The following is a 25,820-nucleotide window of genomic DNA, read 5'->3' on the forward strand; positions in this document are numbered from 1 at the left end:
TTGTGTCGCGGCTCAAACCGGTGGGCCTGGTGCACCGCCCCTGAGATGCACGCGAATTTGAGATGGGGTCGGTATGTCCGGTGACGGAGGCGAGCGAAAGCGTTTGCTTTCCCTGCTCCTCGGGGCTGCCGCCGTGATGGCTCTGGCGGGTTGCAACGACCCCGTTCAGGCAGCCTTGACGGGTTCTGCGAGCGCGCCGACCGTGATCCTGAGTCCCTGTCGTGCTGATTGGCACGAGTGGGACCGTCTGGAGGTCCTCGACACGACGACAGGGGCCACCCTGTGGGCGATCAAGGCGACCGGCGCGGCCGCGGTCGACATGTCTCGCGTGACCTACGGGGAGCCGCCGTCCGGTGCAGAGGTGGTGTCTGATGCCGCCAAGATTCCGACCGCCGACACGATCCAGTGGGTCTGGACGCGGCAGGACTCTGAGCCGGTCAGGCAGAGCTTCACGGTCAAGCTGGTACGGGACTCCAAGGCCCTCGAGACGGATGACTCGTTGGTGGAGCTGGCCAAATGGGAGGACTGCTAGCCGGAACCGGCGACATGGCGGGCCGGACCACATGGCTGAGCCGGGCCCGTTCGCCTGGGTTGGTCTCGAAAGGGAGGCGAGGGGCCCGGCCCGGCATTCGGTCCGCTGTCCGCACGATCAGCGGGCCGGGTCACCGGTCGGGGCGAGGTCGGCCCGACTGGCGAATGGTGGTCGGCGCCCGGAGGCGCCGACCGGTTTGGGGGTCAGCTGGTCGCCGCGGCCTTGGCGACCAGGGTGGCGGTCAGGTCGACCTGCTTGCCGTCCCGCAGGACGCGCAGGGTGACCTTGTCGCCGACGGCACGTTCGCGGATGTTGGCCACCAGCGACAGGGCCGAGTCGACCCGCTCGCCGTCGACCGCGACCACGACGTCGCCCTTCTGCAGACCCGCGTTCGCGGCCGGGGTGTTGGCCGAGATCTGGGTGATCTCCGCGCCGGCCCGCTGGCTGGTGCCGTCGGACGCCGTGCCGTCACCGAGGCTGACCCCGAGGAAGGCGTGCTCAGCCTTGCCCGACGAGATCAGCTGCGAGGCGATGCTCTTGGCCTCGTTGGCCGGGATCGCGAACCCGATGCCGATGCTGCCGCTCTGGCCGCCGCTGGACGAGCCGAGACTCGCGATCGACGAGTTGATGCCGACCAGCTGACCGGAGGCGTTGACGAGCGCCCCACCGGAGTTGCCGGGGTTGATCGCGGCCGACGTCTGGATCGCGTTGGTCACCACGTCGTTGCCGTCGCTGCCGGTCGAGGGCTGTTGCGGCTGACCAGGGAGCCCCTGGCCGAACGGGTTCTGGTCCTGCGGCTGGCTGTCGTCCTCGGCGGCGGTGGTCACCGGGCGGTTGAGCGCGCTGACGATGCCGGTCGTGACGGTGCCGGCCAGTCCCAGGGGGTTGCCGATCGCCATCACCGGGTCGCCCACCTTGAGGTCGTCGGAGTTGCCGATCGCGATGGCCTTGAGGTCGCTCGGGGCGTTCGACAAGGTGATGACGGCGAGGTCGGTGCTCGGGTCGGTGCCGGCGACGGTGGCCTTGTAGGTGCGACCGTCGTTGAGGGTCACGGTGATCGCCGTGCCGGAGCCGACGCCGCTCACGACGTGGTTGTTGGTGAGCACGTGGCCCTTGGCATCGATGATCACGCCGGAGCCCTGCGCCTCGCTCTGGCCGGACTTCACGGTGATCGACACGACGCTGGGCGCCACTGCGGCTGCGGTGGCCGTCCAGTTCGGGTTCGTGGCGTCGGCCTGGACCACCGGTCCGGTGTCCGCGCCGCGGCCCAGGGATGACGTGCTCGCAGGGGAGGAGGCCTGCGAACTGTCATCCAGCTGGACCGCGGCGTAGGTGCCGCCGCTCGCGAGGAGGGCGGCGAGCGCCGCGACGGCGGTGAGTTCCGTCAGTCGGCGCCGTTTGCCCGGCTGGGCAGGCTCTGCCCCGTCCCGAGTGGGAAAGGAAGGGGGCGGCCCAGCCGGAGGAGTGGTGAGCGGCGGGTATGCCGTGGGGGCACCTGCCGCGGGCAGCCCGAAGGCTGCGTGGTCTCGCGTGGTCTCTTGGGTCTGGCCGAACCAGACCGGGGTCGTGGGCTCACCCTGCTGCGACCACGGGTCGGGGGCGGCAGCGGGAGGCGTCACAGGAGGCTGAGGCTGACCGCTGTCACCGGTGGCTTCCGGTCGGGTGTCCGGGTGGATCTGGGTCATGGTGGTGCGCTCCTTGGTGTGGCTTGGTGACGTCAGTCAACCGAACCAACGTCAAGGGGTGCTGGGCGCTACCTGAGAGTTGTCTGTGGGCAGCTCGACGATGAAGGTCGCGCCGCCACCGGCCGTCTGGGAGACCCCGATCCGGCCCCGGTGGGCGTTGACGACCGCCGCCGCGATGGCCAGCCCGAGCCCGTTCCCACCACCGGCTCCACGGACCCGGGACGGGTCGGCGCGGTAGAACCGCTCGAACACCTTGCGGGCCTTGTCCGGGTCCACCCCTGGGCCGTGGTCGCGCACCTCGAGCACGACGTGCTGGTCGGATTCCCTTGTGCCGACAGCGATTTCGAGAGGTGAGCCGGCAGGCGTGTGGTTGAGGGCGTTGGACAGGAGGTTGGAGAGCAGCTGTCGAAGCCTGGCGTCGTCACCGGGGGCCACGGTGGGCCCGAGCGGGCCGGTCAGGCCCGACACGGTGATCTGTCGGGTGGGGTCGATGGCGCGGGCGTCCTGCGCCGCGTCGGCGGCGAGCACGGTCAGGTCGACGGGTGCGAAGCGCATCGGCCGCTGGTCATCGAGTCGCGCCAACATGAGCAGGTCCTCGACCAGTCCCCCCATCCGGGTCGCCTCACCCTCGATCCGGGTCATCGCGCTCGCGACATCCGTCGGCTCGCGCACGGCCCCCTGGCGGTAGAGCTCGGCGTAGCCCCGGACCGCGGCCAGGGGGGTGCGCAGCTCGTGGGAGGCGTCGGCGACGAACTGGCGCATCCGCTCCTCCGAGGCCTCGCGGGCGGCGAACGACTGCTCGATCTGGGCGAGCATCACGTTGAGCGACCGCGCCAGGGAGGTGACCTCGTCCTTGGCGGTGCGGGTCGGGATGCGGCGCCCGAGGTCGCCGTCGGCGATGGCCGCGGCGGTGTCCTCGATCTCGCGCAGCGGGCGGAAGGCGCGCTGCACGGCATACCACCCGCCGATCGCGCAGGCGGCGAGGACGGCGAGGCCGATGAGCAGCTCGACGAGGACCAGGCGACGCACGGTGTGGCTGACGCTCGACAGGGGCACGGCCACGATGAACGTCGCGGAGTCGTCTCGCAACCGACCGGCCACGGCCCGCCACTGTCCTGATCCGTCCTTCGTGCCGATGGTGAAGGCCTCAGGGGAGTCGACGCGGGCGTCGGTGAGCGGCAGCTTGTCGGGGACCCCGGGGCGGGCGCTGGCGCCGGTCGGGTCGATCTCGACGGCGGGGGTGCCATCCGTGGGGTAGAAGACCACGGCGTACCCGCTCGGCAGGCGGTTGCGGGTGGGCGCGCGCAACGTGTTGAGGGCCTGCTGCGCCACCGTCGGGTAGGCGCGCTGCAGGTCGCCGTCGACGCGGCCCATCAGGTCACGGCGCATCAGCGCCGCGGTGGCCGCGGCAGTGAGGGTGAGGGCCACCAGCAGGAGGACGAGCATCACGGCGACGAGGCGGACCCGCAACGGGAGCAGCTCCAGCTGTTCCTTGGCCCGGCCCGCGGCCACCCGGGCGCGGCCACTGGGCGCCGGCGCGGGGGCGGTCGGCGTCTCCGCGGGTGCGGGGCTCGGGGGAGCCGTCATCTACGCCTCCGGTGGCTTGCGCAGCACGTAGCCGACGCCGCGCTTGGTGTGGATCAGCGGCGGCACCCCGTCGAGGTCGATCTTGCGCCGCAGGTAGGAGATGTAGGACTCGACGATGCCGCTCTCGCCGCGGAAGTCGTAGTCCCACACGTGGTCGAGGATCTGGCTCTTCGACAGCACGCGGTTGGGGTTGAGCATGAGGTAGCGCAGGAGCTTGAACTCGGTGGGGGACACGTCGATCGAGCGGCCGCCGCGGCTCACCTCGTGGGAGTCCTCGTCGAGCTCGAGGTCCTCGAACCGCAGCGAGCTGGCGTCATCGACCTCGCCCCTGGTGCGGCGCAGGACGGCGCGGATCCGTGCGACCACCTCCTCGAGGCTGAACGGCTTGGTGACGTAGTCGTCACCGCCGACCGTCAGGCCCTTGATCTTGTCGTCGACCGAGTCACGGGCGGTCACGAACACGATCGGCAGCTGGCGCCCGGTGTCGCGCAGCTTGCGGGTCACGGTGAAGCCGTCCATGTCCGGCAGCATCACGTCCAGGACGACGAGGTCCGGCTCGTGGGCGGTGGCGAGGTGGAGGGCGGTGGCGCCGTCGGCGGCGACGTGCACCTCGAATCCCGCGAACCGCAGGGAGGTGGCGAGGAGCTCACGGATGTTGGGCTCGTCCTCGACGACGAGGAGCCGGGCCTCGGGTTGGGCAGTGGTCACGGCACCCAGTCTCGGGCCTGAGTCTGGGAGTTGTCTGTATGCCGCCTGAGAGAGTCAGGCGGTGGCGTCCACGTCGTCGGCGTCGACGATGCGGTAGGCGTAGCCCTGCTCGGCCAGGAACCGCTGGCGGTGCGCGGCGAACTCGGCGTCGACGGTGTCGCGCGACACGACCGTGTAGAAGTGCGCGGTGCGACCGTCACCCTTGGGCCGCAGTACCCGGCCGAGCCGTTGCGCCTCCTCCTGTCGCGAGCCGAAGGTGCCGGACACCTGGATCGCCACACTCGCCTCCGGGAGGTCGATCGAGAAGTTGGCGACCTTCGACACGACGAGCAGGCTGATCTCGCCGACCCGGAAGGCCTGGAAGAGCTTCTGTCGCTGGGACACCGGCGTCTCGCCGGTGATGACGTCGGCGTCCAGCCGCTCCGACAGCTCGGCGAGCTGGTCGAGGTACTGGCCGATGACGAGCGTCGGCTCGCCGCGGTGCTGCGCCACGATCCGTTCGACCACGGGGATCTTGACCGGGCTGCACGAGGACAGCCGGTAGCGGTCCTCCGGCTCGGCCACGGCATACGCGAGGCGCTCGCTGTCGGGGAGCGTCACGCGCACCTCGACGCAGTCGGCCGGCGCGATGTAGCCCTGCGCCTCGATGTCCTTCCACGGGGCGTCGTAGCGCTTCGGGCCGATCAGCGAGAACACGTCGGCCTCGCGGCCGTCCTCGCGCACGAGCGTGGCGGTGAGACCGAGGCGCCGACGGGCCTGCAGGTCGGCGGTCATCCGGAAGATCGGCGCGGGGAGCAGGTGCACCTCGTCGTAGATGATCAGGCCCCAGTCGCGGGCGTCGAGCAGGTCGAGGTGGGTGTAGACGCCCTTCCGACGGGTGGTCAGCACCTGGTAGGTCGCGATCGTGACCGGCCGGATCTCCTTGCGGGCACCGGAGTACTCGCCGATCTCGTCGTCGGTGAGGCTGGTCCGCTTGAGCAGCTCGTCGCGCCACTGCCGGGCCGACACGGTGTTGGTGACGAGGATCAGCGTCGTCGCCTTGGCCACCGCCATCGCGCCCGCGCCGACCAGGGTCTTGCCGGCGCCACAGGGCAGCACGACGACCCCGGAGCCGCCGTGCCAGAAGCCGTCGACGGCCTGCTGCTGGTAGGGACGCAGCGACCAGTCGGCGTTGTCGAGCCCGATGGGGTGGGCCTCGCCGTCGACGTAGCCCGCCTCGTCCTCGGCCGGCCAGCCGACCTTCAGCAGCTCCTGCTTGAGGTGACCTCGCTCCGAGGGGTGCACCGCCACGCGGTCGTCGTCGATCCGATCACCGATGAGCGGCTTGATCTTCTTGTGCCGCAACACTTCCTCGAGCACCGGCCGATCGGTCGTGCGCAGGACCAGGCCGTGGTCGGGGTCCTTCTCGAGGGTCAGCCGACCGTAGCGATCCATCGTGTCGGCGACGTCGACGAGCAGGGCGTGCGGCACGGCATACCGGCTGTAGGTGATCAGGGCGTTGACCACCTGCTCGGCGTCGTGGCCCGCGGCCCGTGCGTTCCAGAGGCCCAGCGGCGTGACCCGGTAGGTGTGGATGTGCTCCGGCGCGCGCTCGAGCTCGGCGAACGGTGCGATCGCCCGCCGCGCCTCCTCGGCGTTCGGGTGGTCGACCTCCAGCAGCAGCGTCTTGTCGCTCTGGACGATCAGCGGGCCATCAGGCACCGGCTAGTACCCGGAGTTGAAGTTGGAGGTGGAGCTCGTCGTGGCGGCCAGGGCGATGACGGCGATGACGATCACGATGACGAGCACCAGGCCGGCCACCAGGGCGATCCAGCCCCATCGGGTGTACTTCGCCGACTCGGCGGGCTGGTCCTTCTTGGTCGCTGCCACGATCGCGAAGACCAGGGCGACGATGCCGAAACCGCAGCCGAAGGTGGTCAGGCCGGAGACGACCAGCAGCGCGATGGTGTTGCCGCTCATCGACTGGGGCGCGGCATACGTCGGCTGTCCGTAGCCGGGGGCGCCGTAGACCGGGCCGCCGTAGCCGGGCCCGGTGCCGTAGCCCTGCGCACCCTGACCCGCAGCGCCGTAGCCCTGGGCGCCGTAACCCTGCTGGACCTGGCCCTGGGTGGGGTACTGCGGCTGCCCGTAGGGGTTCTGCGGTGCTGCGCCGGGGGCGCTCCCGTAGGGGTTCTGCGCAGGGGGAGGGGGCGGTGGCGCACCCGCGCCGGTGGACGGCGCGCCATAGGGGTTCTGCGGTGAGCTGGCCGGCGGACCGTAGGACGGCTGGCCACTGGCAGCGCCGGGGTGGGCCGAGGGCGTCGGCGGGGGGCTCGCGGGGGCGGGCGGCACCGGCGGGACGGCCTGGGTCTGGTCGGTGTCGATGGCCGCGGTCTGGTCGAAGGAGTCGCCGGAGTCCGAGCTGCCCTCGTCGCTGGGCGCCGTGGGGTCGCTGGGCGCCGTGGGGTCGCGGTACTCCGGGGTCTCGTCGCTGCGAGGTGTGTCGCTCATCGTGCGTCCCTTCGGCGTCGTGCGGTTCGGGTGCAAATCTAACCCCCCGCAGCACGGGTGAAGACCGGGAGCCCGGGAATGGCAGGATCAGGGGGTGAGCATCGGACTTCCCCAGCGCGAGCCGAACCCGGAGCTGCCGGACCGGGTGACCATCTACGAGGTCGGTCCGCGCGACGGCCTCCAGAACGAGAAGTCCGTCGTGCCGGCCGCGGTGAAGGCAGAGTTCATCCGTCGCCTGGCCGCCGCGGGCCTCGAGACGATCGAGACCACCTCCTTCGTCCCGCCGACCTGGGTGCCGCAGCTCGCCGACGCCCGTGAGGTGCTCGAAGAGCTCGGTGAGCTCGGCCGGGGACCCCGCCGTCCGGTGCTGGTGCCCAACGAGCGCGGCCTCGACGACGCGCTCGCGGCCGGTGTGGGGGCGGTCGCCATCTTCGGCAGCGCGACCGAGACCTTCGCCCGCAAGAACCTCAACCGCACCGTGGACGAGTCGGTCGAGATGTTCGCCCCGGTCGTGGCGCGCGCCAAGGACGCCGGACTGTGGGTGCGGGCCTATGTCTCCATGTGCTTCGGCGACCCGTGGGAGGGGCCGGTGCCGGTCGACCAGGTCGTCTCGGTCTCGCAGCGGCTGATGGACCTCGGCGCCGACCAGCTCTCGCTCGGCGACACCATCGGCACCGGCACCACCGGGCACGTGAGCCGGCTGCTCGACGCCCTCGACGCGCGGGGGATCGGCGCCGACCGCATCGGCGTGCACTTCCACGACACCTACGGCCAGGCGCTCGCGAACACCATGACCGCGCTGCGCCACGGCGTCACCGTCGTCGATGCCTCCACCGGGGGCCTCGGCGGCTGCCCGTACGCCAAGAGCGCCACCGGCAACCTCGCCACCGAGGACCTCGTCTGGGCACTCGACGGCGCCGGCGTGGAGACCGGTGTCGACCTGGCCCAGCTGGTGGAGACGAGCGTGTGGATGGCCGGCCACCTGGGCCGCCCATCGCCCTCTGGGGTCGTCCGGGCCCTCGCCGGCGGCTGACCCGTCGTGCCACCGGGCGCTTGACCCGGCGGTGGGTCAGCCCTGGACTGCGCCGGTGACGCGGTGGATCGAGAGCGTGCGGGTGGCCCCGTCGGCTGTGCCGTGCACCCGGCCGCCCTCCACCCGGTCGGGGTAGAAGAGGATCCGCTGGGTGCGGCCGTCCGCGTCGGAGTAGCCGATCCAGACCGCCTGGCGGTCCGCAGCCGCGTCACGCAGCACGGCGAGGGTCGTGGTCGGGTCGGTGCTCGGGAGGCTGGGTCCGGGTCGGCTCGCGACCTGCTCGCGCTGGTATGCCGCGGCCTCCTCGCCCGCGCGCAGCGCACCGACCATCGTCGTGACCAGCTCGTCGTCGACCTTCTGGGCCGTCACGGGGGTGGGGCGTCGCTGCAGCGGCGTGCGGTGGGCCCCGGTCGTGGGCACGATGATCCCGCCGTCGGGCGTCTCCGCGGCGGGCGCGAAACCGTTCTCCCGCAAGAACTCCAGCACCGTCTCGGCCGCGACGGGTGAGACCAGGATCGTCGGCGCGATGCTGCGCAGCTGGAGGGGCGACAGCTCGCGGTCGGCGACCATCGCGCCGAGGGTGGCCTCGTCGTCACACCGGATGTAGGCCCGCATGGCCCCGACACGGGCCTGCCCGTGGCGGCGCGCGACGTCGCGGATGAGGTAGTCGAGCGGCTGGGGAATCGGGGTGTGGCTGGCGTCGCCGAGCGCGCCCAGGACCTGGTCGACCGACCACCCGGCGTCGAGACCCCGGCGCACGGAGTCCTGGCTGAACCGGTAGACGGTGGCCCCGCCGCGCGACTCCACGTCGGCGACCAGCCGCATGAAGGTGGCGAGCCCGCCGGCCAGGGGACCGGGCGCGATGGCGGTCAGGTCGGCCTGGAGCAGCACGTGCTCGACGGGTTCGGGGAGGTGGGGCTGCATGGCCGCGGCGAGGTCGGCGTCGGACCGGCCGTCGAGCAGGGCCCGGCCGGCGCTCGAGATCGCGCCGCGACCGGTCACCCCCAACCACTCCGCCTCGCCCAGGACGGCGGCGACGACGACGTCGAGGCTCGAGGGCACCCGGCGCGGCCGGTGCCAGCCGAGCGCGGTCGCGACGCTCGCGCGGTCGGGGGACAGGCCCGGCGCGGCCGCGGCCAGCTGGTCGATGACGTCCTTGCGCAGGCCACGGGCGGGCGGCCAGTGCGCGTCGGGGCCGAGGGCGTTGACCGTGCCCGAGGCGCCTGCGGGAGTCGTGCCGACGAGGTGGGGGGCGCGGGTGGTGAGCAGCCAGGCCTGCGCGAGCACCGCCCACCGCTGGTGGCCCGGGTGTTGCTGCCACTCGTCGTAGGCGGGCGTCGGCGCCCACGACGGGTCGAGCGAGCCGTCGTCGGCAAGGAGGCCCGCGGCATACGTGAGCTCGGCGACGAACGCGGCGCGCGCCTCGTCGACGTCGAGCACCGAGGCCAGCCGCTTGAGGTCGCGGACGGCGAGCCCCCCGGACCGCAGGACGCGCGGTGGCCGCAGACCCCACTCGGCGGCCAGCTCGTCGACCAGCGCGAGGAGGTCGGTGACCTGCTGTCCGGCCGCCGCGTCGACCTCGGACTCCTCGCGCAGGGCTCCCTCGAGGAGGGGCGGGTGCAGGGCCGGCGCGGCGTGGCTGTGCCCCTGTCGCAGGGCGAGCGCGACCTCGCGCGGCAGCACGAGCTGGTCGGCGCCGGGCGCGAAGACGAGGTGCTGCTCGAGCAGCCAGCGGGCCCCGGTGGCCACGCGGTCCGGGGTCCCCGGAGGCAGCACGGCGAGCGGGGGTCCCCAGGTCAGGCGGTCGAGGATGGCGCGGGCGGCCGGCGGCGCCTCCTCGAGCAGGGCGGCCACGGACTCCGGGGCCGGCACCTCGACGAAGCTGTCGGCGGCGCGGGGACCGAGTCCGGCGGGGTGGGGCAGGACCTCGGAGACGGTGCGGGCGACGCGCAGGCCCTCGGGGCTGCGCCACAGCAGGGCGAGGGTCCACAGGTCGTCGAGCACCGGCTCGACCTCGGCGGCCTCGACCGCGAGCAGCACACCGACCGCCGCGGGGTCGACCGGTGAGGAGGTGGCCAGGGCCGCCTCGAGGACCTGCAGGTGGGCCAGGTCGAGCGAGTCGACCGCCCGCTGGACGCTGGCCCGGGTGCTGGCCCTGGCCGCCAGGGACGACAGGTCGGCCGGCGCGGGTCGGGCCAGGTCCTGGCGCCGGCGCAGCAGCTCGGCGAGCTGGTCGTCGGTCCGCTCGCGCACGTCGTCGGCCATCGACCGGGCCGTCGAGGTCGTCGCGACCGACCGGGCGGACCGCGCGGCGGAGGACCCCGAGCCCGTCGCGGAACCGGTCGTTCGACGGGGGGAGGAGATGGCGGCCACCGCACCACGGTAGTCGCCTCGGCCGGGCGGTCAGACTCTCAGCCATTTCCCATGCCACGCACAGGCTCGTCACCCACACTGGGGTGAACGAGAGGAGGCGCCATGTCGGAGCCCACCGGACCCGCCAGGCCCCGCAGCACCAAGGGGTCGGCGAAGACGAGCCAGGACCCGTCGGCCGGGGAGCCCCAGGCCGACGCCCCACAGGCAGCCGACCCGCAGGCCACCGCACCGCAACCCGCGACACCGGCTCCCACCCAGCCACTGCCCGCAGCGGCCGCCTCCGGGCCAGCCGTGTCCGAGGCCGCCCCGGCCGGGCCTTCGCCCGCCGGTCCGCCGAGCGGCCCGCCGAGTGGCCTGCCGCCGGCCGGACCTCCCGGAGGCCCGTTCGGACCCGCCACCGGTGGCCCAGGGGGGCCGCCGCCGAAGGGCCCCGGGCTCTGGCGCCAGGCGACCTCGACGACTGGCGGCCTGATCGCCGTGGTGGTCGCCGCCGCGCTCGCCACCTTGCTGGTGCTGGGCACTGTCGCGACCGTCGGTTTCGTCGCGGTGCGGGCCGCACACCACGACGGCAGCGACCGGGTCGAGCGCATCCGGGAGGACGGCCGACAGGGCCTTCCGCCCGGCCAGCAGCGCAAGCTCGACCGCATGCCGCAAGGGCCCGAGATGCCACGTCGCCAGGGCGGCGGGCTCGGCGACGGACTCGATGAGGACCAGGGCGACGGCATGGGCGGGCTGATGCGCGGGGCGATGGGGCTCGGCAACGTCCAGCACGGCGAGTTCACCGTGCAGCAGGACGGCAAGGCTGTCGTCATGACGGTCCAGCGCGGCACGGTCACGAAGTCCAGCGCCACCTCCGTCACGGTCAAGAGCGACGACGCGTTCACCGCGACCTACGTCATCGGCGACGACACCCGCACCAGGAAGGGTGCCCCGGCCGTCGGTGACTCCGTGCTCGTCGTCGCCGAGAAGACCGGCGCCAAGGCGGTCCTCATCGCGACGACCCGCAAGGGCTGACGACCTCCGCGCTGTTCGCCGACGACTGACCGGTGCCTCCCGGCGAGCCGTCGGCAGGCCGGGGGGAGTCTCGTGGCACTAGCGTGAGCGGCGTGACGACCTCTCCCAGCGGCGAGCAGTGGACCCTTCGGGACGGACGCCAGGAGGCCACCGTCGTCGAGGTCGGCGGCGGCCTGCGCACCTATCGCGTCGACGGCACCGACGTCGTGGCCGGCTACGCCGACGACGAGGTGTGCCGCGCTGGTCGCGGCCAGGTGCTGATGCCCTGGCCCAACCGGATCCGCGACGGGAAGTACACCTTCGACGGGTCGGACCTCCAGCTCGGCCTCAGCGAGCCCCTGCTGCACAACGCCAGCCACGGCCTGGTGCGCTGGGCCACCTGGCAGCTGCACTGGCACGCCGACGACTGGTCGGCGCTCACCGTCCGCACCCGGCTGCACCCGCAGCCGGGCTGGGACGCGACCCTCGACCTCAGCGTCAACTACGTGCTCGAGCCACAGGGGCTGGTCGTCAGCGTGCACGCGTCGAACGTCGGCGCCAGGTCGGCGCCCTTCGGCTTCGGGGCGCACCCCTACATCGCCCTCGGCGACACCCCGCTGGCCGACGTCGAGCTCACCATCCCGGCGGCCGTCGAGGTGCTGGTCGACGAGCAGCTGGTGCCGACCGGGACCGCCGCCGTGCGACCCGAGGTCGACTTCCGCACGCGTCGGCCGCTCGGCGCCACCGCCCTCGACACGGCCTTCACCGAGCTGACCCGCACCCGGGCCGACGGAGGGTGGGAGGTGGTCGTCGGAGGTCTCGAGACCGGCGACGTCGGCGTCTGGGGCAACGAGGCGCTCGACTGGGCGCAGGTCTTCACTGCGAAGGGCAAGGACACCGGGGTCGACGGCGTGCGCGGCATCGCGGTCGAGCCGATGTCGTGCCCCGCCAACGCCTTCAACACCGGCGACGGCCTGGTCGTGCTGGCCCCCGGCGACTCGTGGTCGGCCCGGTGGGGGATCGAGCCCGCAGCGCTCAGCTGACCGCCGGGCGCGGGTCGGCCGAGGGCATCTCCGACGTCGGCGCCTCCGTCGGCAGCGTCGGCGGGGCAGAGTCGCCCTGGAGACCGTTGACGAACGGGGTGATCCGGCGCTCGAGGGTCAGGGACAGCACCACCATCACCGCGCAGCCGACCACGATCATCGCCACGAAGCCGGTCGACCACTCGTGGTTGAGCATGAACCCGGCCACCACCGGGCCGAGGATCGTGCCGGCCTGGAAGGCTCCGGCGTTGACCGCGTTGTAGCGGCCCCGCAGGTGGTCAGGGGCCATGTCGTTGGTGATCGCCGGGATGGTCGGCTGGAGCAACGTCTCGCCGAGGGCGAACAAGGCGTGGAAGAGCAGCACACCGGCGGAGGCCGCCACTGTGCCGCTCACGAGCCCGGTGAGGCCCAGGACGACCCAGGCCACCGCCCAGAGGGCGACCATCACGATCAGCACGCGGGTGCGTCGCTTGCCGCTGATCCAGCGCAGCACGAAGAACTGCAGGCCGACGATCACGGCGGTGTTGATCGCGAACGCGAACCCGATGACCCCCGTCGAGACGCCGCTGACCTGGCGGGCGAACGCAGGAAAGCCCGCCTCCATCTGGCCGTAGCCGATGAACACGCCGAGGAAGGTCATCAGGGTCAGCCACAGCACGGCCGGCTTGCGCAGGATGGTGAGGTAGGACCCCGCGCCCACCTCCTCGCCCTCCGGCTTCTCGGCCCGACCGTGCACGTGCCGCAGCGGCCCCAGCAGGAGCCCGATCGGCACCAGCATGCTGGCGGCGTCGGCCAGGAAGATCACGGTGAACGAGGTCGGGTTGTCGACGTCGGCATAGAGCCCACCGATCACTCCGCCCAGCCCGATGCCGAGGTTGACCAGGGCGAAGTTGATGCCGAAGTACTGCTGCCGCGCCTGCCCCGTGACCACGGCCGCGACCAGGGCGTTGAAGGCCGGCCACGAGACCCCGAAGTTGAACCCGAGGAACAGGAACCCGACCGCGACGACCAACGGTGTGGTCGCGAACGCCAGCACCACGCAGCCGACCAGCTGTGCGGACGTCCCCCACAGCAGCACGGTGCGGGCACCCAGCCGGTCGGTCAGGGCGCCCGCCGGGCCGGTGACCGCGAGCGCGACGACCGCGATGAAGGCCATCAGCAGCCCAGCGAGGTCGAGCGAGATCCCGCGCACCTCGTGCAGGTAGATCACCGTGAACGGCAGCGTCAGGCCCCGGCCCAGGGTCTGCACGGCAACCGTCGACAGCAGCCAGCGCCCCGCGGGTGGGAGCTCTCCCCAGAACTCACGGATGCTGTGCCCCGATGTCGACTGCTCGCTCACCGGTGAATCCTCCCCCACGCCACCGACAGGACTCAAAAGGATTTGGACGCACCCGATAACCTTGCGAGTGCGCATTGGCGCACACACACTTTTTTCGAGGCAAGAGGAAGTCAAGTGCCTACTGGCAAGGTCAAGTGGTACGACGCGGAGAAGGGCTTCGGCTTCATCTCCGACGACGACGGGAGCGACGTGTTCCTGCACGCGAACGCCCTTCCCGAGGGCGTCGCGACGCTCAAGGGCGGCACCCGCGTGGAGTTCAGCGTGGCCGAGGGCCGTCGCGGCACGCAGGCGCTGCAGGTGACCCTGCTCGAGGCCGCCCCCACCGTCACCGCCGGCAAGCGCGAGGCGTCGCGCAAGTCCCCCGAGGACCTCGCGCCGCTCGTCGAGGACGCCATCAAGCTGCTCGACAACGCATCCAACTCGCTGCGGCGCGGCCGGCGTCCCGAAAAGGACCACGCCACCAAGCTGGCCGCCGTCCTGCGGTTCCTCGCCGACCAGATCGACCCGTGATGGCGACCCACAAGGAGGACGCCGTCCTGGCAGCAGCCGTCGACCTCGCTCGCGAGGCCGCCGAGTCGATCGCCGAGCGCGGCACCGTCGGCGACCACCTCGGCATGGAGATGGACGACGAGCGGCTCGCCACGCACTACTTCGCCTGCACCGCGAGCTCCTACCCGGGCTGGCGCTGGGCGATCACCATCGCCCGCGTGCCGCGGGGCAAGACCGCGACGGTGTGCGAGACCAACCTCGTCCCCGGTGACGGAGCGTTGCTCTCGCCCGAGTGGCTCCCGTATGCCGATCGGCTGGCTCCCGGCGACCTCGGCGCGGGCGACGTGCTCCCCTACAAGGAGGACGACCCGCTGCTCGAGGCCGGGTTCGAGGCGACCGGCGACGAGGAGGTCGACGAGCTGGCCGCCTACGAGCTGGGCCTGGGCCGCAAGCGCGTCCTGTCGGCCGAGGGTCGCGAGGCAGCGGCACAGCGGTGGTACGAGGGCGAGAGCGGCCCGCACGCCGATGTCGCAGAGAAGGCTCCGGCCCCGTGTTCGTCCTGCGGGTACTTCCTCCCGATGGCGGGTGCACTTCGCTCTTTTTTCGGCGTGTGCGCCAACGCCTGGTCACCTTCCGACGGTCGCGTCGTAAGTCTTGACCACGGCTGCGGCGCCCACTCCGAGGTCGATGCCGAGCCCGCCGAGCCGATGCCGGTCGGGCAGCCCATCGTCGACGAGATCGCCTACGACCTCGTCTGACCTGCCGAGCTGAGCCAGGTGCCTTCACCCAGGGGAGAGCGCGAGCGCGGAGTTTCGCTGCCGCGCGACTGGAGCTCGATCCGTGAGCTGCGACAAGCCAGGGGCCTGTCGCAGTCGCGGCTCGCCGAGCTGTCCGGGGTCAGTGAGCGGACCGTCCGCGCCATCGAGGGCGGCGCTGTGGGTCGCCCCCAGCACGAGTCGCTGCGCCGCCTCGCCACCGTGCTTGCCTACGGCGACACCCACCGGGCGCGCCTGGTGGAGCGGTGGACCGGGGGGACCGCCCACCTCACCCCCGACGGACTGGGCATCCCCGACTGGGAGGTGCTCTACCGCCGCATGGGCACCCGCACGCCGGCCGACGGCGGCCAGATGTCGACGGTGATCTGCGAGCTCACCGTCGGGTCGGATCGCCTCCCTCGGCTCCTGCGCTACACGCACGGCCACGAGCAGATGAGTGCCTCGGGCTCCCCGGTGGTCTGGAAGCTCACGAGCGGGCTGCCGTTCGACCTCTCCGCCGTCCGGTTCGAGGTGCTGACCGGCGGGGTCCTCGACGACTTCTTCGTCCACGGTGACATGGCCGCGCTGGCGATCCGACCCGATCCGCTCCAGGCCCGGAACGGGCCGTTCCTGGTCGAGTACTCGGTGGACTTCAGTGGGGTCGAGCCACTGGCCGACACCGTGGAGCGCGAGTGGATGTACGCCTCGACGTCGCCCCTGCAGCTGGGGGCCATGGTCGTGCGGTTCACGGGGGATGTCCCGGAGCGGCTCTGGTCGGTGCGGGGAGCCTCGGCCACCACGGCCGAACGGCAGGGGCGCATCCAGGTCGCACCCAACGGCAGCGCCCAGGTCTGCTTCCAGGACCTCGTGGGGGTCTTCGGCATCCAGTGGGAGTGGGGCGACGAGACCCCGGCAGAGCGGCAGTAATCCCGGCAGAAACCGGCCACGCCGTTCCACGCAGGGTTCTGCCGGTGCACGCTGTTCCCGGCCTGCTCCTCAGGGGTGGTCCTGCCGGTGACCATGTGTCCGCCGGGTCGGGACCGCGCCGGAAGAACGGCTGCAGGGGGGAATGTAGGAGGGGCTGGTTGGCACGGTGACCACGCAGCCGGTGGCCGTGCCAACCAGCGCTGCTCCTCGGACCGGGGCGCCCGGCATACCTCGTGCGCTTTTCCGGCCAATTGGCCGACTTTCTCGGGGCTGGGACGTCTTGGCGCGCGGACTCCCGGCCAATTGGCCGACTTTCTCGGGGCTACTGGGCGCCGGCGGCGTTGCCGCGACCGCGGCGCACGTACGAGAAACCGATGAGGCCCAACGCGATCCCGGCCACCGGGACCCAGGGCCACCAGTCGCGCTCGCCCTCGTGCAGTGCCGGGACGGCGAGGATCACAACCAGCGCCACGAGCCAGGCGAGCTCGCCCCAGAGCACGACGCGGGCGGTGCTGACGGCGAGTGGCTTCAGCTCGTCCACCGGCTCCCCGTCCGTGCCCGGTCGGGGCCGACCCTGCGACTCGCTCATGCGGGCAGCGTAGCCTTCACGATTCGGAAACACGCAGGCCCTACCCTGCTGCCCATGGCCAAGCCCTCATCCTCGCCCAAGGCGGCGCAACGTCCCTCCCCGGCCCGGTCCGGTGGACTCGACGGCTTCTTCCGGATCACCGAGCGTGGCTCGACCCTCAGCCGCGAGGTCCGCGGTGGGTTGGTCACCTTCTTCACGATGGCCTACATCGTGGTCCTCAACCCGCTGATCATCGGCACCCAGCAGGACGGCGTCGGCCAGTTCCTGGGTGGTGGCGACATCGTCAAGGCACAAACCCTCGTCGCTGCGGGCACAGCGCTCGTCGCCGGGGTGATGACCTTGCTGATGGGCGTCGTCGCGAACTACCCACTCGCGCTCGCCACCGGTCTCGGCCTCAACGCCTTCGTCACCTTCGGCATCGCCAAGCTGCCCGAGATGACGTGGGCCGACGCCATGGGCCTGATCGTCATCGAGGGCGTGATCATCCTCGTGCTCGTGCTGACCGGTTTCCGGCAGGCGGTGTTCAAGGCGATCCCCGGCCAGCTCAAGACCGCCATCTCGGTGGGCATCGGCCTGTTCATCACGATGATCGGCCTGGTCGACGCCGGCTTCGTGCGTCGCACCGGCACCGGTCCGGTCCCCGTCGAGCTCGGCATCGCCGGCACCCTCAACGGCTGGCCGCTGCTCGTCTTCGTCCTCGGGTTCGTGGCGATCGTCATCATGATGGTCCGCAAGGTGAAGGCCGCCATCCTCTACGGCATTCTGGGCGGCACCGTCCTGGCGATCATCGTCGAGGCGATCGGCAACATCGGCGGCCAGTTCGACGCCACGGGCAAGTTCGTCAACCCGGCCGGCTGGGGACTCAACGTCCCCGCGCTCCCCGACCAGGTCCTCGATGTCCCCGACTTCTCCCTGATCGGCAACTTCAACCTGCTGGGCTCGTTCGACAAGCTCGGCTTCGTCGCGGCGCTGCTGCTGGTCTTCACGCTCCTGCTCGCCGACTTCTTCGACACGATGGGCACGATGGTCGCAGTCGGCGCCGAGGGCAACCTGCTCGACGAGCACGGCAACCCCCCGAACTCCGACAAGATCCTGCTCGTCGACTCGGTCGCCGCCATCGCCGGTGGTGCCGGCTCCGTCTCGTCGAACACGTCCTACATCGAGTCCGCGGCAGGTGTCGGCGAGGGCGCCCGCACCGGTCTGGCCTCGGTCGTGACCGGCGTGATGTTCCTGCTCGCGACGTTCCTCGCCCCGCTGGTCAAGGTCGTCCCCTACGAGGCAGCCACCCCGGCGCTCGTGGTCGTCGGCTTCCTGATGATGCAGCAGGTCAAGGGCATCGACTGGGACGACCTCGACATCGCGGTGCCGGCGTTCCTGACGATCGTCCTCATGCCGTTCACCTACTCCATCACGGTCGGCATCGGCGCCGGTTTCGTCATGTACACCCTGATCAAGGTGGTGCGGGGCAAGGCCTCGGTCATCCACCCGCTGCTGTGGACGGTCTCGGCGCTGTTCGTCCTCTACTTCGCGATCACCCCGATCAAGGAGGTCCTCGGCGTCGGCTGATGCCAGCCGGGCCAGGACCCCACCACGCAGGTATGCCGCGTGGCCCCGTGAGCGGGCCGCGCGGCATACCTGCGTCTGGGGTCGGCGCGCAGAAATACTTAGCACAGGTAATGAGTTATGCTAAGTATCGACAAGGAGAGAAACCATGACACCACCCCCCGCACGCGCGCGTCGCGCTGCTGACGCTGGTCTCTCGCCCTCCGCCGTCTCCGCCCTCGCCGGTGAGCTCCGTCTCGCCTGCATGCGCATCAGCCGCCGAGTGCGGTTCGAGAGCACGCATGTTGTTGCGCCGCACCAGTTCTCGGTGCTCTGCCGCCTCGAGGAGGCGCCGCGCACCCCGAGCGAGCTCGCGGAGATCGAGAAGGTGAGCGCACCCAGCATGACCCGCACCGTCGCCGCACTGGTCGAGCGCGGACTCGTCGAGCGCACCGCCGACCCGGCTGACGGCCGCCAGGTGATCCTGTCGCTCACCCGCGACGCGACCACCCTGCTCAAGGACATCCGCCGCAAGCGCGACGCCTGGATGTCCGTCCGCGTCGGCCACCTGACCGCCGAGGAGCAGGACGTCCTGCGCCAGGCCTCGGCCATCCTCACGCGGGTGGCCAACGAGTGAGCCCGACCTTCTCCTCGCTCGACGTCCGCAACTACCGCATCTATGCCGCCGGTGCCTTCATCTCCAACATCGGCACCTGGATGGGCCGGGTCGCCCAGGACTGGCTGGTGCTCACCGAGCTGACCAACCACTCGTCCTCGGCGCTCGGCATCGTCACCGGGCTGCAGTTCCTGCCGTTCCTGCTGCTCGCCCCGTGGGCCGGCATGATCGCCGACCGCTACCCCAAGCGGCGGATCCTGGCCATCACCCAGACCTCGCTCGCCCTGTCGTCGCTCGCCCTCGGCCTCCTGGTCATCAGCGGCGCCGCGGAGCTCTGGATGGTCTACGGCATCGCGCTGTTCACCGGGGTCGCCACCGCGGTCGACAACCCGGCCCGCCAGACCTTCGTCTCCGAGATGGTGCCCCGCGACCGGCTGGCCAACGCCGTCTCGCTCAACAGCGCGTCGTTCAACGCCGGCCGCCTCGTCGGACCCGGCGTCGCTGGACTGACCATCGCGGCGTTCAGCACCGGCTGGACCCTGATGCTCAACACGCTGACCTTCGTGGCCGTGCTGCTCGCGCTCGCGTCGATGCGAAGCAGCGAGCTGCGACCGGCGCCGGCGCTGGCCCGCGGCAAGGGTGCGATCCGCGACGGTGTCGCCTACGTCCGCAGCCGGCCCGACATCCAGCTGGTCATGGTGCTGGTCTTCGTGCTCGGCACGTTCGGCATGAACTTCCAGATCACCACCGCGCTGATGGCCACCAAGGAGTTCGGCAAGGGCCCCGAGGAGTACGGGCTGCTCGGCTCGATCATGGCGATCGGGTCGCTCACCGCCGCGCTGCTCTCGGCCCGTCGGGCCAGGCCACGGCTGCGGATCCTGCTGGTCGCCCTGGTCGGGTTCACCATCTCGAGCGGGCTGGCCGCGTTGGCGCCGAGCTATCCGCTCTTCGCGCTGGCGCTGGTGCCGGTGGGCCTGTCCGCGCTCACCGCGCTGACCACCGCGAACGCCATGGTCCAGCTCACCGTCGACCCAGCGATGCGTGGCCGGGTGATGGCCCTCTACATGGCGATCTTCATGGGTGGCACCCCGCTCGGCGCGCCCGTGATCGGCTGGATCGGTGACGTCTGGGGTCCGCGCTGGACGATCGGCATCGGGACCATCGCGATCGGCATCACCCTCGTGGTGGTGTCGGTCTGGATGGCCAGGCACGAGAATGTCCAGGTGACCTACGAGTCCCAGCGTCGCCCACGCATCCGGATCCGCACCCTCCCGCAGCCCGAGGTCTCGGAGCCGGTGCACGAGGCGGTTCGGTGACGCCGGTCTTCCGGCGCCGCGTGACGATCGCCGTGCTCGTCATCGTCGTGGCCGCGGCCGTCGTCGCCAGCTTCCTGCGCTGACCTTCCCCGACTTCTGGCCAGCCAGATCGCACCGGGGCGCTGAAACCCGGCGCGCACCCGGCACCCGTGGCCAGAAGTGCGGGTGGGTCCCGACTTCTGGCCAGCCAGATCGCACCGGACAGCTGGAACCCGGCGCGCACCCGGCACCCGTGGCCAGAAGTGCCGGTGAGGTCAGTGGTGCAGGTTGCAGATGATGACGATGCCCAGGGCGTTGAGACCGGGGTCGTAGCCGGCGGGGCACTTCCCACCGACCGGCAGCACCGTCAACGGCAGCGGTGACGTGGTCGGGCTGGGCGTCGGGCTGCTCGGCGTGGGGGTCGGGGTCGGCGTGGGGGTGCTCCCGGTGCCGCCGCCGACCACACCACCGACGATGCCGCTGACCACGTCGGTCACGCTGCCGCCGCTGGTCGCCGAGGGCGAGGGCGTCGGGCTGGTCGAACCGCCCGTGCCGCCACTGGTCCCGCCGGTGCCGGGCTTCGTGGCCGAGCCACCCTTGCCGGGCTTCGAGGACGACCCCGCAGCGGGCTGGGAGGCCTTCACCGGGTCGTAGCTCGCCATCGGCCGGGGCTCGCCCGACGGGAGGTAGGGGGAGCCGTTGCGCTGCGACTCGCTGAGGTCCGAGCCGGGCACGACGGTGTAGCCACCGCGGTAGCCGGCCGCGATCGCCAGCACCTGGTCGGCGTAGGCGTCACTGTGGTTGTAGCGCAGCACGGCCGAGCGGGCGCCGGAGTCGGTGCTGAGGTCGCCGGGGCCGGAGCACAGGTAGACGGCGGTGGCCGTCGCGGCGTCGGCGATGTTCTGGGGGTCCTTGCGACCGTCACCGTTCGCGTCCACGCCGACCACGCGCCAGGTGCCGGGGATGAACTGCATCGGCCCGACGGCGCGGTCCCACGAGACGTCGCGGTCGTACGCGCCACCGTCGGTGTCGCGGATGGTCGCGGTGTTGTTGCTGCCGTTGAGCGGTATGCCGTAGATGCCGGGACGGACCGTGCCGTCCCGGTCGATGCCGTTCCCGCCGTAGCGCCCGTGGTTGGACTCGACCTTGCCGATGGCGGCGATCAGCGCCCAGTCGATGCGGCACTCCGCGTCAGCGGCATCCACGATCGTGGCTGCCCGGCGGTAGGCGTCGAGCGCAGCGGCAGGAATGCCGTTGGCGCTCATCGAGGAGGGCAGCCCGGCCGGCTGGTAGAGCGGTGTGGGGTCGGCCTCGTCCGGAGCCGGGAGCTCGGGCAGCGACGGCAGCACGGGCGCGTCGAGCCGGTTGAGCGCGGTGTCGGGCACGGTCACCAGGGGTGTCGAGTCGGCGACGATGTCGGTCGCCGGGTGACCACCGGTCGCGGCGAGGGCGATCCCGCTCGCGACGAGCACGATCGCGGGCACGGCTCCGGCAGCGGTCCGCCACGGCAGTCGCATCGTGCGTGTCATCGTCCGGCTCCTCGACGTCGCTGTCAGTCCCAGGGTTGTACGTGGGTCAACGACTCGCTCGGCCCGAGGTTACGCGCGGTCACTGGCCTGCTGGGCTGGAATCGGCTCACAAAACGGGAGTTGCATGGCAAACCGGGCATCTGCAGGTGGGCGCGTGCGGCAGCAACTGCCGTTGTGCAGTGCGGGGTGCAGTGCGGGGTGCGGGGCGGGGTGCGGGGCGCGGGGTGCGGGGTGCGGTGGAGGGTCAGCCCACCACGTGCTCGATGCAGGCAATCAGGGCCGACACGTCCTCGGGATCCACGGCGGGGAAGGTCGCCACCCGGAGCTGGTTGCGCCCCAGCTTGCGGTAGGGCTCGACGTCCACCACGCCGTGCGCCCGCAGCGTCTTCGCGATGGCGCTCGCGTCGACGTCGTCGGCGAAGTCGATCGTGGCCACCACCTGCGAGCGCGCGGCCGGGTTCGCGACGTACGGCGTCGTGTATGCCGTGCGCTCGGCCCAGTCGTAGAGGCGTCCGCTGGAGTCGGCGGTGCGCTTGACGGCCCAGTCGAGCCCGCCCTGCTCGTTGATCCAGTCCACCTGGCTGCGCAGCAGCGCGAGGGTGCCGAGGGCCGGCGTGTTGTAGGTCTGGTTGAGGCGGCTGTTGGTCACGGCCGTCGGCAGGCTGAAGAAGTCGGGCACCCAGCGACCCGACGCGGCGATCTCGTCCACCCGGGCCAGCGCGGCGGGGGAGAAGGCCGCGAGCCACAGGCCACCGTCGGCGGCGAAGCACTTCTGCGGGCCGAAGTAGTAGACGTCGGACTCGGCGACGTCGACCGGCAGCCCACCGGCGCCGGAGGTGGCGTCGACGAGCACGAGCGCTCCGTCGTCGGCCCCGTCGACCCGCTTGACCGGCGCCATCACGCCGGTCGAGGTCTCGTTGTGCGGCCACGCGTAGACGTCGACCCCGGCCTCGGCCCGCGGCGCGGCCAGCGTGCCCGGGTCGGCCTTGATGACGGTCGAGTCGCCGAGGAAGGGCGCGTTCTGCGTCACCGAGGCGAACTTCGAGGAGAACTCGCCGAAGGCCAGGTGCTGGGCGCGCTCGCGCACCAGCCCGAAGGCGGCGATGTCCCAGAAGGCCGTCGAGCCGCCGTTGCCGAGGATGATCTCGTATCCCTCAGGCAGGCTGAACAGGTCGGACAGGCCCTCCCGGACCGCGCCGACGAGGTTCTTCACCGGTGCCTGGCGGTGCGAGGTGCCGAGGAGCGTGGTCCCCAGGCTGGCGAGGTAGTCGACCTGCTCGGGTCGTACCTTGGACGGCCCGGAGCCGAACCGGCCGTCCTTGGGCAGCAGGTCGGCGGGGATCGTGGGCGTCGCAGTCTCGGTCACGCGGTCAGTCTCTCACCCCGTCCCGAGGCGTGGGACGTGAGGTCCACCACCCGGAACGGCTGCGGGGTGGGCGCCCTCGGTTCGAGGTATTCGCCGACCAGATCCCGGTAGCGAAATACCTCGAACCGGGCTGGGGGCGGGAGGTATGCCGCGTCGCTGAGCCAGCCACGCGGCATACCGCTTGCTTGGGGCTCAGCCCTGGTAGCCCTTGACGGCGTCGAGCCCGCGCGGGCCCTCGCCGATGTAGCGCGCGGAGGGGCGGATCAGGCGGCCGGTCTTCTTCTGCTCGAGGATGTGCGCGGACCAGCCGGCGGTGCGCGCCGACACGAACAGCGGCGTCATCATGTCGCCGGGGACGTCGGCGAAGTCGAGCAGCACGGCCGCCCAGTAGTCGACGTTGGTCTCCAGCACGCGGTCGGGCTGGCGCTCGCGCAGCTCGGTGAGCGCAGCCTGCTCGAGCTCGAGGGCCACGTCGTAGCGCGGGGCGCCGAGCCGCTTGCAGGTGTCGCGCAGGACGGCGGCGCGCGGGTCGTAGGCGCGGTAGACGCGGTGGCCGAAGCCCATCAGGCGCTCGCCGCGGTCGAGGACGTCCTTGACGTAGGCCCGGGCGTCGCCGCTGCGCTCGACACCCTCGATCATGTGCTGCGCGCGGGAGGGGGCACCGCCGTGGAGCGGGCCGGACAGCGCGCCGATCGCGCCAGAGAGGCAGGCAGCCACGTCGGCGCCGGTCGAGGCGATCACCCTGGCGGTGAAGGTCGACGCGTTCATGCCGTGCTCGGCCGCGGAGGTGAAGTAGGAGTCGATCGCCTCGACGTGCTTGGGGTCGGGCTCGCCGCGCCAGCGGATCATGAAGCGCTCGACGATCGTGCGGCCCTCGTCGACGCGGGCCTGCGGCACCATCGGGCTGTGCTGGCCGTGCGCGGACTGCGCGATGAACGACAGGATCATCACCGACGCGCGAGCCAGGTCGTCCCGGGCCTGTTCGGGGGAGATGTCGAGCAGCGGCTTGAACCCCCACAGCGGCGCGAGCTGGGCGATCGCCGACTGGGCGTCGACCCGGATGTCGCCGGTGTGCACGGGCAGCGGGAACGGCTCGGCCGGCGGGAGGCCGGGGTCGAACTCGTTGTCGACCAACAGCCCCCAGACCTGCCCGAAGCTGACCTTGCCGACGAGGTCCTTGAGGTCCACGCCGCGGTAGCGCAGTGAACCGCCTTCCTTGTCGGGTTCGGCGATCTCTGACTCGAAGGCGATGACGCCCTCGAGGCCCGGCTTGAAGTCGCTGTCGGACATCGGTGTCCTCTCGGCATTCTGGTGTCGGTGGGGGCAACCCGGTGGGGCGCCCGCATTCCTACTGGCGGGTTCATTCTGCACTGTCTGCCCGATGAGCCACTATGGGCCGATGCTCAAGGCCGAGACGGACTACGACGGAGAGGTCTTCACCGACGACCTCAGCGGCGCCTCGGCGGGCGGTGCGCGGTTCCTCGAGTGCACCTTCCAGCGGTGTGACCTGAGCGAGCTGCGCGCCCCACGGGCGCGGTTCTCCGAGACCAGCCTGTATGCCGTGCACGGAGCGGGCCTCGACCTCGCCGAGTCGACGTGGGCCGACTGCCTCGTGCAGGGGGCTCGGCTGGGCGCGGTGGCGCTCTACGGGTCGGAGCTGGCGCGGGTGCGGTTCGAGGGGTGCAAGGTGGAGTTCCTCAACCTGCGGGGTGCGACGCTCCTCGACGTCGAGTTCGTCGACTGCCAGCTGGTGGAGGCCGACTTCGGCGAGGCGAAGCTGACGCGGGTGTCGTTCGAGGGGTGCCGGCTGGTGTCGCCCGACTTCACCAAGGGCACCTTCAAGGACGTCGACCTGACCGGCGCAGACCTCGCCGGTCCGCGTGGGGTGGCCGGCCTGCGCGGTGCCACGGTGTCGGCGCTCCAGCTGATCGACCTCGGCCCTGCCCTGGCTGACGAGCTCGGCCTGAAGGTCGCCGACTGAGCTCCCGGGTCGCGCCTGGCTCCCGGGTCGCGCCTAGGCCTTGCGGGCCTGGCGCTTGTCGCGGACCGACATGGTGTTGCCCTCGGTGCGGACCTCGAAGAGCTCGGTCGCCTTGAGCAGCTTGCTCAACGAGGCGTAGCCGTGGTTGCGGGAGTCGAAGGACGACTGGTTCGAGATGCTGTTGCCGACCGCGCCGACGCTGGCCCAGCCGTCGTCGTCGGCGGCCCGGGACACGGCGTTGCGCAGCAGCCGCACCAGGCCACCGTCCTGGCGGAGATCGGCCGTGGTCCGGCGGGCCGGGGTGGCCTCCACCTTGGGGGCGGCTTTCGCAGCAGCCTTGGTCGCGCTCTTCTTGGTGGCCTTCGTGGCCCTGCCCTGCGCGCCGGAGGAACCGGACGCGGCAGCCGGCGCCTCGGCTGCCGGGGCGGTGGCCTCGACCTGCGGGGGCGCCTCGTCCAGCCGCGCCTCGTCCGGGTCGGCCAGCTGGTCGAGGAAGAGGAACTTGGTGCAGGCCGACCGGAACGGCTCGGGCGTCTTGCGCTCGCCGAACCCGTAGACGGCAGCACCCTTCTCGCGCAGGTGCATCACCAGCGGCGTGAAGTCGGCGTCGGACGAGACGATCCCGAAGGCGTCGGGGTGGTCGTTGTAGAGCAACGCCATCGCGTCGACGACCATCGCCATGTCGCTGGCGTTCTTGCCGCGGCTGTAGTCGTACTGCTGCACGGGCCGGATCGCCCGCGAGTGCAGCACCTCCGCCCACGGCCGCAACCCAGCCTTGGTCCAGTTGCCGTAGGCGCGACGGATGCTGGTCTCGCCGTAGGCGCTGAGCTCGTTGAGGATCAGGTCGAGCTTCGCGGCCGAGGAGTTGTCGGCGTCGATGAGCAGGGCGATCCGGGCGCGGGGGTCCATGGCCCCGACGCTACGGCACCCGGCGTCGCGGCCGTGGCC

The 25,820-nt window shown here is 71.6% G+C and carries 23 protein-coding genes; 11 read left to right on the top strand and 12 right to left on the bottom strand.

Going from position 1 to position 25,820, the window contains the following annotated elements; genetic code table 11:
* Nucleotides 1-73: 73 nt before the first annotated feature.
* Nucleotides 74-532, top strand: a complete 459-nt coding sequence (locus ASG91_RS08585; protein ID WP_157606232.1) for a hypothetical protein — start codon at nucleotides 74-76, stop codon at nucleotides 530-532.
* Between the two features lie 203 nt (nucleotides 533-735).
* On the opposite strand, the gene ASG91_RS08590 is transcribed toward ASG91_RS08585, so the two are convergent.
* Genes ASG91_RS08590 through ASG91_RS08610 form a run of 5 tightly spaced genes read right to left on the bottom strand, consistent with a single transcriptional unit; the run spans nucleotide 736 to nucleotide 7,002 of the window.
* The gene (locus ASG91_RS08590; RefSeq protein WP_082594017.1) at nucleotides 736-2,217 is read right to left on the bottom strand and encodes a S1C family serine protease; all 1,482 of its coding nucleotides are present in this window, start codon (nucleotides 2,215-2,217) and stop codon (nucleotides 736-738) included.
* 51 nt (nucleotides 2,218-2,268) lie between these two features.
* Nucleotides 2,269-3,804, bottom strand: a complete 1,536-nt coding sequence (locus ASG91_RS08595; RefSeq protein WP_082594018.1) for a cell wall metabolism sensor histidine kinase WalK — start codon at nucleotides 3,802-3,804, stop codon at nucleotides 2,269-2,271.
* Nucleotides 3,805-4,512: a response regulator transcription factor gene (locus ASG91_RS08600; protein WP_056922204.1), complete on the bottom strand. Its 708-nt coding sequence runs from the start codon at nucleotides 4,510-4,512 to the stop codon at nucleotides 3,805-3,807.
* A 54-nt stretch (nucleotides 4,513-4,566) separates the two neighbouring features.
* Entirely contained in the window at nucleotides 4,567-6,213 is a 1,647-nt protein-coding gene (locus tag ASG91_RS08605; protein ID WP_056922205.1) for a DNA repair helicase XPB, read from the bottom strand.
* A gap of 3 nt (nucleotides 6,214-6,216) precedes the next feature.
* Nucleotides 6,217-7,002 (bottom strand): hypothetical protein, encoded by a 786-nt coding sequence (locus ASG91_RS08610; RefSeq protein WP_056922206.1) that lies wholly within the window; start codon nucleotides 7,000-7,002, stop codon nucleotides 6,217-6,219.
* 100 nt (nucleotides 7,003-7,102) lie between these two features.
* On the opposite strand from ASG91_RS08610, the gene ASG91_RS08615 reads away from it, so the two are divergent.
* Nucleotides 7,103-8,035, top strand: coding sequence for a hydroxymethylglutaryl-CoA lyase (locus ASG91_RS08615; protein WP_157606250.1), 933 nt, complete (start codon nucleotides 7,103-7,105; stop codon nucleotides 8,033-8,035).
* A 36-nt stretch (nucleotides 8,036-8,071) separates the two neighbouring features.
* On the opposite strand, the gene ASG91_RS08620 is transcribed toward ASG91_RS08615, so the two are convergent.
* Nucleotides 8,072-10,408, bottom strand: a complete 2,337-nt coding sequence (locus ASG91_RS08620; RefSeq protein WP_235545482.1) for a helicase-associated domain-containing protein — start codon at nucleotides 10,406-10,408, stop codon at nucleotides 8,072-8,074.
* Nucleotides 10,409-10,510: 102 nt separating this feature from the next.
* Between ASG91_RS08620 and ASG91_RS08625 the strand changes: the two genes are divergently transcribed.
* Together ASG91_RS08625 and ASG91_RS08630 are read left to right on the top strand one after the other, a co-directional pair.
* A complete protein-coding gene (locus ASG91_RS08625; protein WP_056922208.1) occupies nucleotides 10,511-11,422 on the top strand; it encodes a hypothetical protein in 912 nt (303 codons plus the stop codon).
* A gap of 92 nt (nucleotides 11,423-11,514) precedes the next feature.
* The gene (locus ASG91_RS08630; RefSeq protein WP_235545483.1) at nucleotides 11,515-12,444 is read left to right on the top strand and encodes an aldose 1-epimerase family protein; all 930 of its coding nucleotides are present in this window, start codon (nucleotides 11,515-11,517) and stop codon (nucleotides 12,442-12,444) included.
* Here ASG91_RS08630 and ASG91_RS08635 read toward each other — a convergent pair.
* Nucleotides 12,437-13,783, bottom strand: a complete 1,347-nt coding sequence (locus tag ASG91_RS08635; RefSeq protein WP_235545484.1) for an MFS transporter — start codon at nucleotides 13,781-13,783, stop codon at nucleotides 12,437-12,439. The two genes, ASG91_RS08630 and ASG91_RS08635, sit on opposite strands and share 8 nt — an antisense overlap.
* 114 nt (nucleotides 13,784-13,897) lie before the next feature.
* Here ASG91_RS08635 and ASG91_RS21395 point away from each other — a divergent pair, with 114 nt between their 5' ends.
* From ASG91_RS21395 to ASG91_RS08650, 3 genes are read left to right on the top strand one after another with little or no spacing between them, the layout of a single operon-like run.
* Nucleotides 13,898-14,293, top strand: a complete 396-nt coding sequence (locus tag ASG91_RS21395) for a cold-shock protein (protein WP_056922210.1) — start codon at nucleotides 13,898-13,900, stop codon at nucleotides 14,291-14,293.
* Complete coding sequence (locus ASG91_RS08645) at nucleotides 14,293-15,030, top strand: DUF3027 domain-containing protein (RefSeq protein WP_056922211.1); 738 nt, start codon at nucleotides 14,293-14,295, stop codon at nucleotides 15,028-15,030. The genes ASG91_RS21395 and ASG91_RS08645 overlap by 1 nt, the downstream gene beginning before the upstream one ends.
* 18 nt (nucleotides 15,031-15,048) lie before the next feature.
* On the top strand, nucleotides 15,049-15,954 hold the full coding sequence (locus ASG91_RS08650; protein WP_200961266.1) for a helix-turn-helix domain-containing protein: 906 nt from the start codon (nucleotides 15,049-15,051) through the stop codon (nucleotides 15,952-15,954).
* A 322-nt stretch (nucleotides 15,955-16,276) separates the two neighbouring features.
* Here ASG91_RS08650 and ASG91_RS08655 read toward each other — a convergent pair whose 3' ends face one another.
* Nucleotides 16,277-16,543 (bottom strand): DUF2530 domain-containing protein, encoded by a 267-nt coding sequence (locus ASG91_RS08655; protein WP_056922213.1) that lies wholly within the window; start codon nucleotides 16,541-16,543, stop codon nucleotides 16,277-16,279.
* 54 nt (nucleotides 16,544-16,597) lie between these two features.
* Here ASG91_RS08655 and ASG91_RS08660 point away from each other — a divergent pair, with 54 nt between their 5' ends.
* The 3 genes from ASG91_RS08660 (at nucleotide 16,598) to ASG91_RS08670 (ending at nucleotide 20,017) form a co-directional block, all read left to right on the top strand.
* Nucleotides 16,598-18,109, top strand: coding sequence for an NCS2 family permease (locus tag ASG91_RS08660; RefSeq protein ID WP_056922214.1), 1,512 nt, complete (start codon nucleotides 16,598-16,600; stop codon nucleotides 18,107-18,109).
* Nucleotides 18,110-18,254: 145 nt separating this feature from the next.
* A complete protein-coding gene (locus tag ASG91_RS08665; protein WP_056922215.1) occupies nucleotides 18,255-18,722 on the top strand; it encodes a MarR family winged helix-turn-helix transcriptional regulator in 468 nt (155 codons plus the stop codon).
* Nucleotides 18,719-20,017, top strand: coding sequence for an MFS transporter (locus ASG91_RS08670; protein WP_056922216.1), 1,299 nt, complete (start codon nucleotides 18,719-18,721; stop codon nucleotides 20,015-20,017). The genes ASG91_RS08665 and ASG91_RS08670 overlap by 4 nt, the downstream gene beginning before the upstream one ends.
* Nucleotides 20,018-20,271: 254 nt before the next feature.
* On the opposite strand, the gene ASG91_RS21400 is transcribed toward ASG91_RS08670, so the two are convergent.
* From ASG91_RS21400 to ASG91_RS08685, 3 genes are all read right to left on the bottom strand, one after another.
* Entirely contained in the window at nucleotides 20,272-21,525 is a 1,254-nt protein-coding gene (locus ASG91_RS21400) for a lytic murein transglycosylase (protein ID WP_056922217.1), read from the bottom strand.
* A 244-nt stretch (nucleotides 21,526-21,769) separates the two neighbouring features.
* A complete protein-coding gene (gene serC / locus ASG91_RS08680; RefSeq protein WP_056922218.1) occupies nucleotides 21,770-22,891 on the bottom strand; it encodes a phosphoserine transaminase in 1,122 nt (373 codons plus the stop codon).
* A gap of 192 nt (nucleotides 22,892-23,083) precedes the next feature.
* Nucleotides 23,084-24,181 carry a citrate synthase 2 gene (locus ASG91_RS08685; RefSeq protein ID WP_056922219.1) on the bottom strand — a complete coding sequence of 366 codons (1,098 nt, stop codon included), beginning with the start codon at nucleotides 24,179-24,181 and terminating at the stop codon, nucleotides 23,084-23,086.
* A gap of 91 nt (nucleotides 24,182-24,272) precedes the next feature.
* Here ASG91_RS08685 and ASG91_RS08690 point away from each other — a divergent pair, with 91 nt between their 5' ends.
* Nucleotides 24,273-24,872 carry a pentapeptide repeat-containing protein gene (locus ASG91_RS08690; RefSeq protein WP_056922220.1) on the top strand — a complete coding sequence of 200 codons (600 nt, stop codon included), beginning with the start codon at nucleotides 24,273-24,275 and terminating at the stop codon, nucleotides 24,870-24,872.
* Between the two features lie 33 nt (nucleotides 24,873-24,905).
* On the opposite strand, the gene ASG91_RS08695 is transcribed toward ASG91_RS08690, so the two are convergent.
* Entirely contained in the window at nucleotides 24,906-25,781 is an 876-nt protein-coding gene (locus ASG91_RS08695; protein ID WP_056922221.1) for an NYN domain-containing protein, read from the bottom strand.
* Between the last annotated feature and the right edge of the window lie 39 nt (nucleotides 25,782-25,820).

Source organism: Phycicoccus sp. Soil802 (genome assembly GCF_001429605.1).
Taxonomy (GTDB): Bacteria; Actinomycetota; Actinomycetes; order Actinomycetales; family Dermatophilaceae; genus Pedococcus.

Bases quoted from the DNA above. Each gene is read 5' to 3' on its own strand.
- ASG91_RS08585 (WP_157606232.1), top strand. From the start codon at position 74: ATGTCCGGTGACGGAGGCGAGCGAAAGCGTTTGCTTTCCCTGCTCCTC.
- ASG91_RS08590 (WP_082594017.1), bottom strand. From the start codon at position 2,217: ATGACCCAGATCCACCCGGACACCCGACCGGAAGCCACCGGTGACAGC.
- ASG91_RS08595 (WP_082594018.1), bottom strand. From the start codon at position 3,804: ATGACGGCTCCCCCGAGCCCCGCACCCGCGGAGACGCCGACCGCCCCC.
- ASG91_RS08610 (WP_056922206.1), bottom strand. From the start codon at position 7,002: ATGAGCGACACACCTCGCAGCGACGAGACCCCGGAGTACCGCGACCCC.
- ASG91_RS08625 (WP_056922208.1), top strand. From the start codon at position 10,511: ATGTCGGAGCCCACCGGACCCGCCAGGCCCCGCAGCACCAAGGGGTCG.
- ASG91_RS08645 (WP_056922211.1), top strand. From the start codon at position 14,293: ATGGCGACCCACAAGGAGGACGCCGTCCTGGCAGCAGCCGTCGACCTC.
- ASG91_RS08655 (WP_056922213.1), bottom strand. From the start codon at position 16,543: ATGAGCGAGTCGCAGGGTCGGCCCCGACCGGGCACGGACGGGGAGCCG.
- ASG91_RS08660 (WP_056922214.1), top strand. From the start codon at position 16,598: ATGGCCAAGCCCTCATCCTCGCCCAAGGCGGCGCAACGTCCCTCCCCG.
- ASG91_RS08665 (WP_056922215.1), top strand. From the start codon at position 18,255: ATGACACCACCCCCCGCACGCGCGCGTCGCGCTGCTGACGCTGGTCTC.
- ASG91_RS21400 (WP_056922217.1), bottom strand. From the start codon at position 21,525: ATGACACGCACGATGCGACTGCCGTGGCGGACCGCTGCCGGAGCCGTG.
- ASG91_RS08685 (WP_056922219.1), bottom strand. From the start codon at position 24,181: ATGTCCGACAGCGACTTCAAGCCGGGCCTCGAGGGCGTCATCGCCTTC.
- ASG91_RS08690 (WP_056922220.1), top strand. From the start codon at position 24,273: ATGAGCCACTATGGGCCGATGCTCAAGGCCGAGACGGACTACGACGGA.
- ASG91_RS08695 (WP_056922221.1), bottom strand. From the start codon at position 25,781: ATGGACCCCCGCGCCCGGATCGCCCTGCTCATCGACGCCGACAACTCC.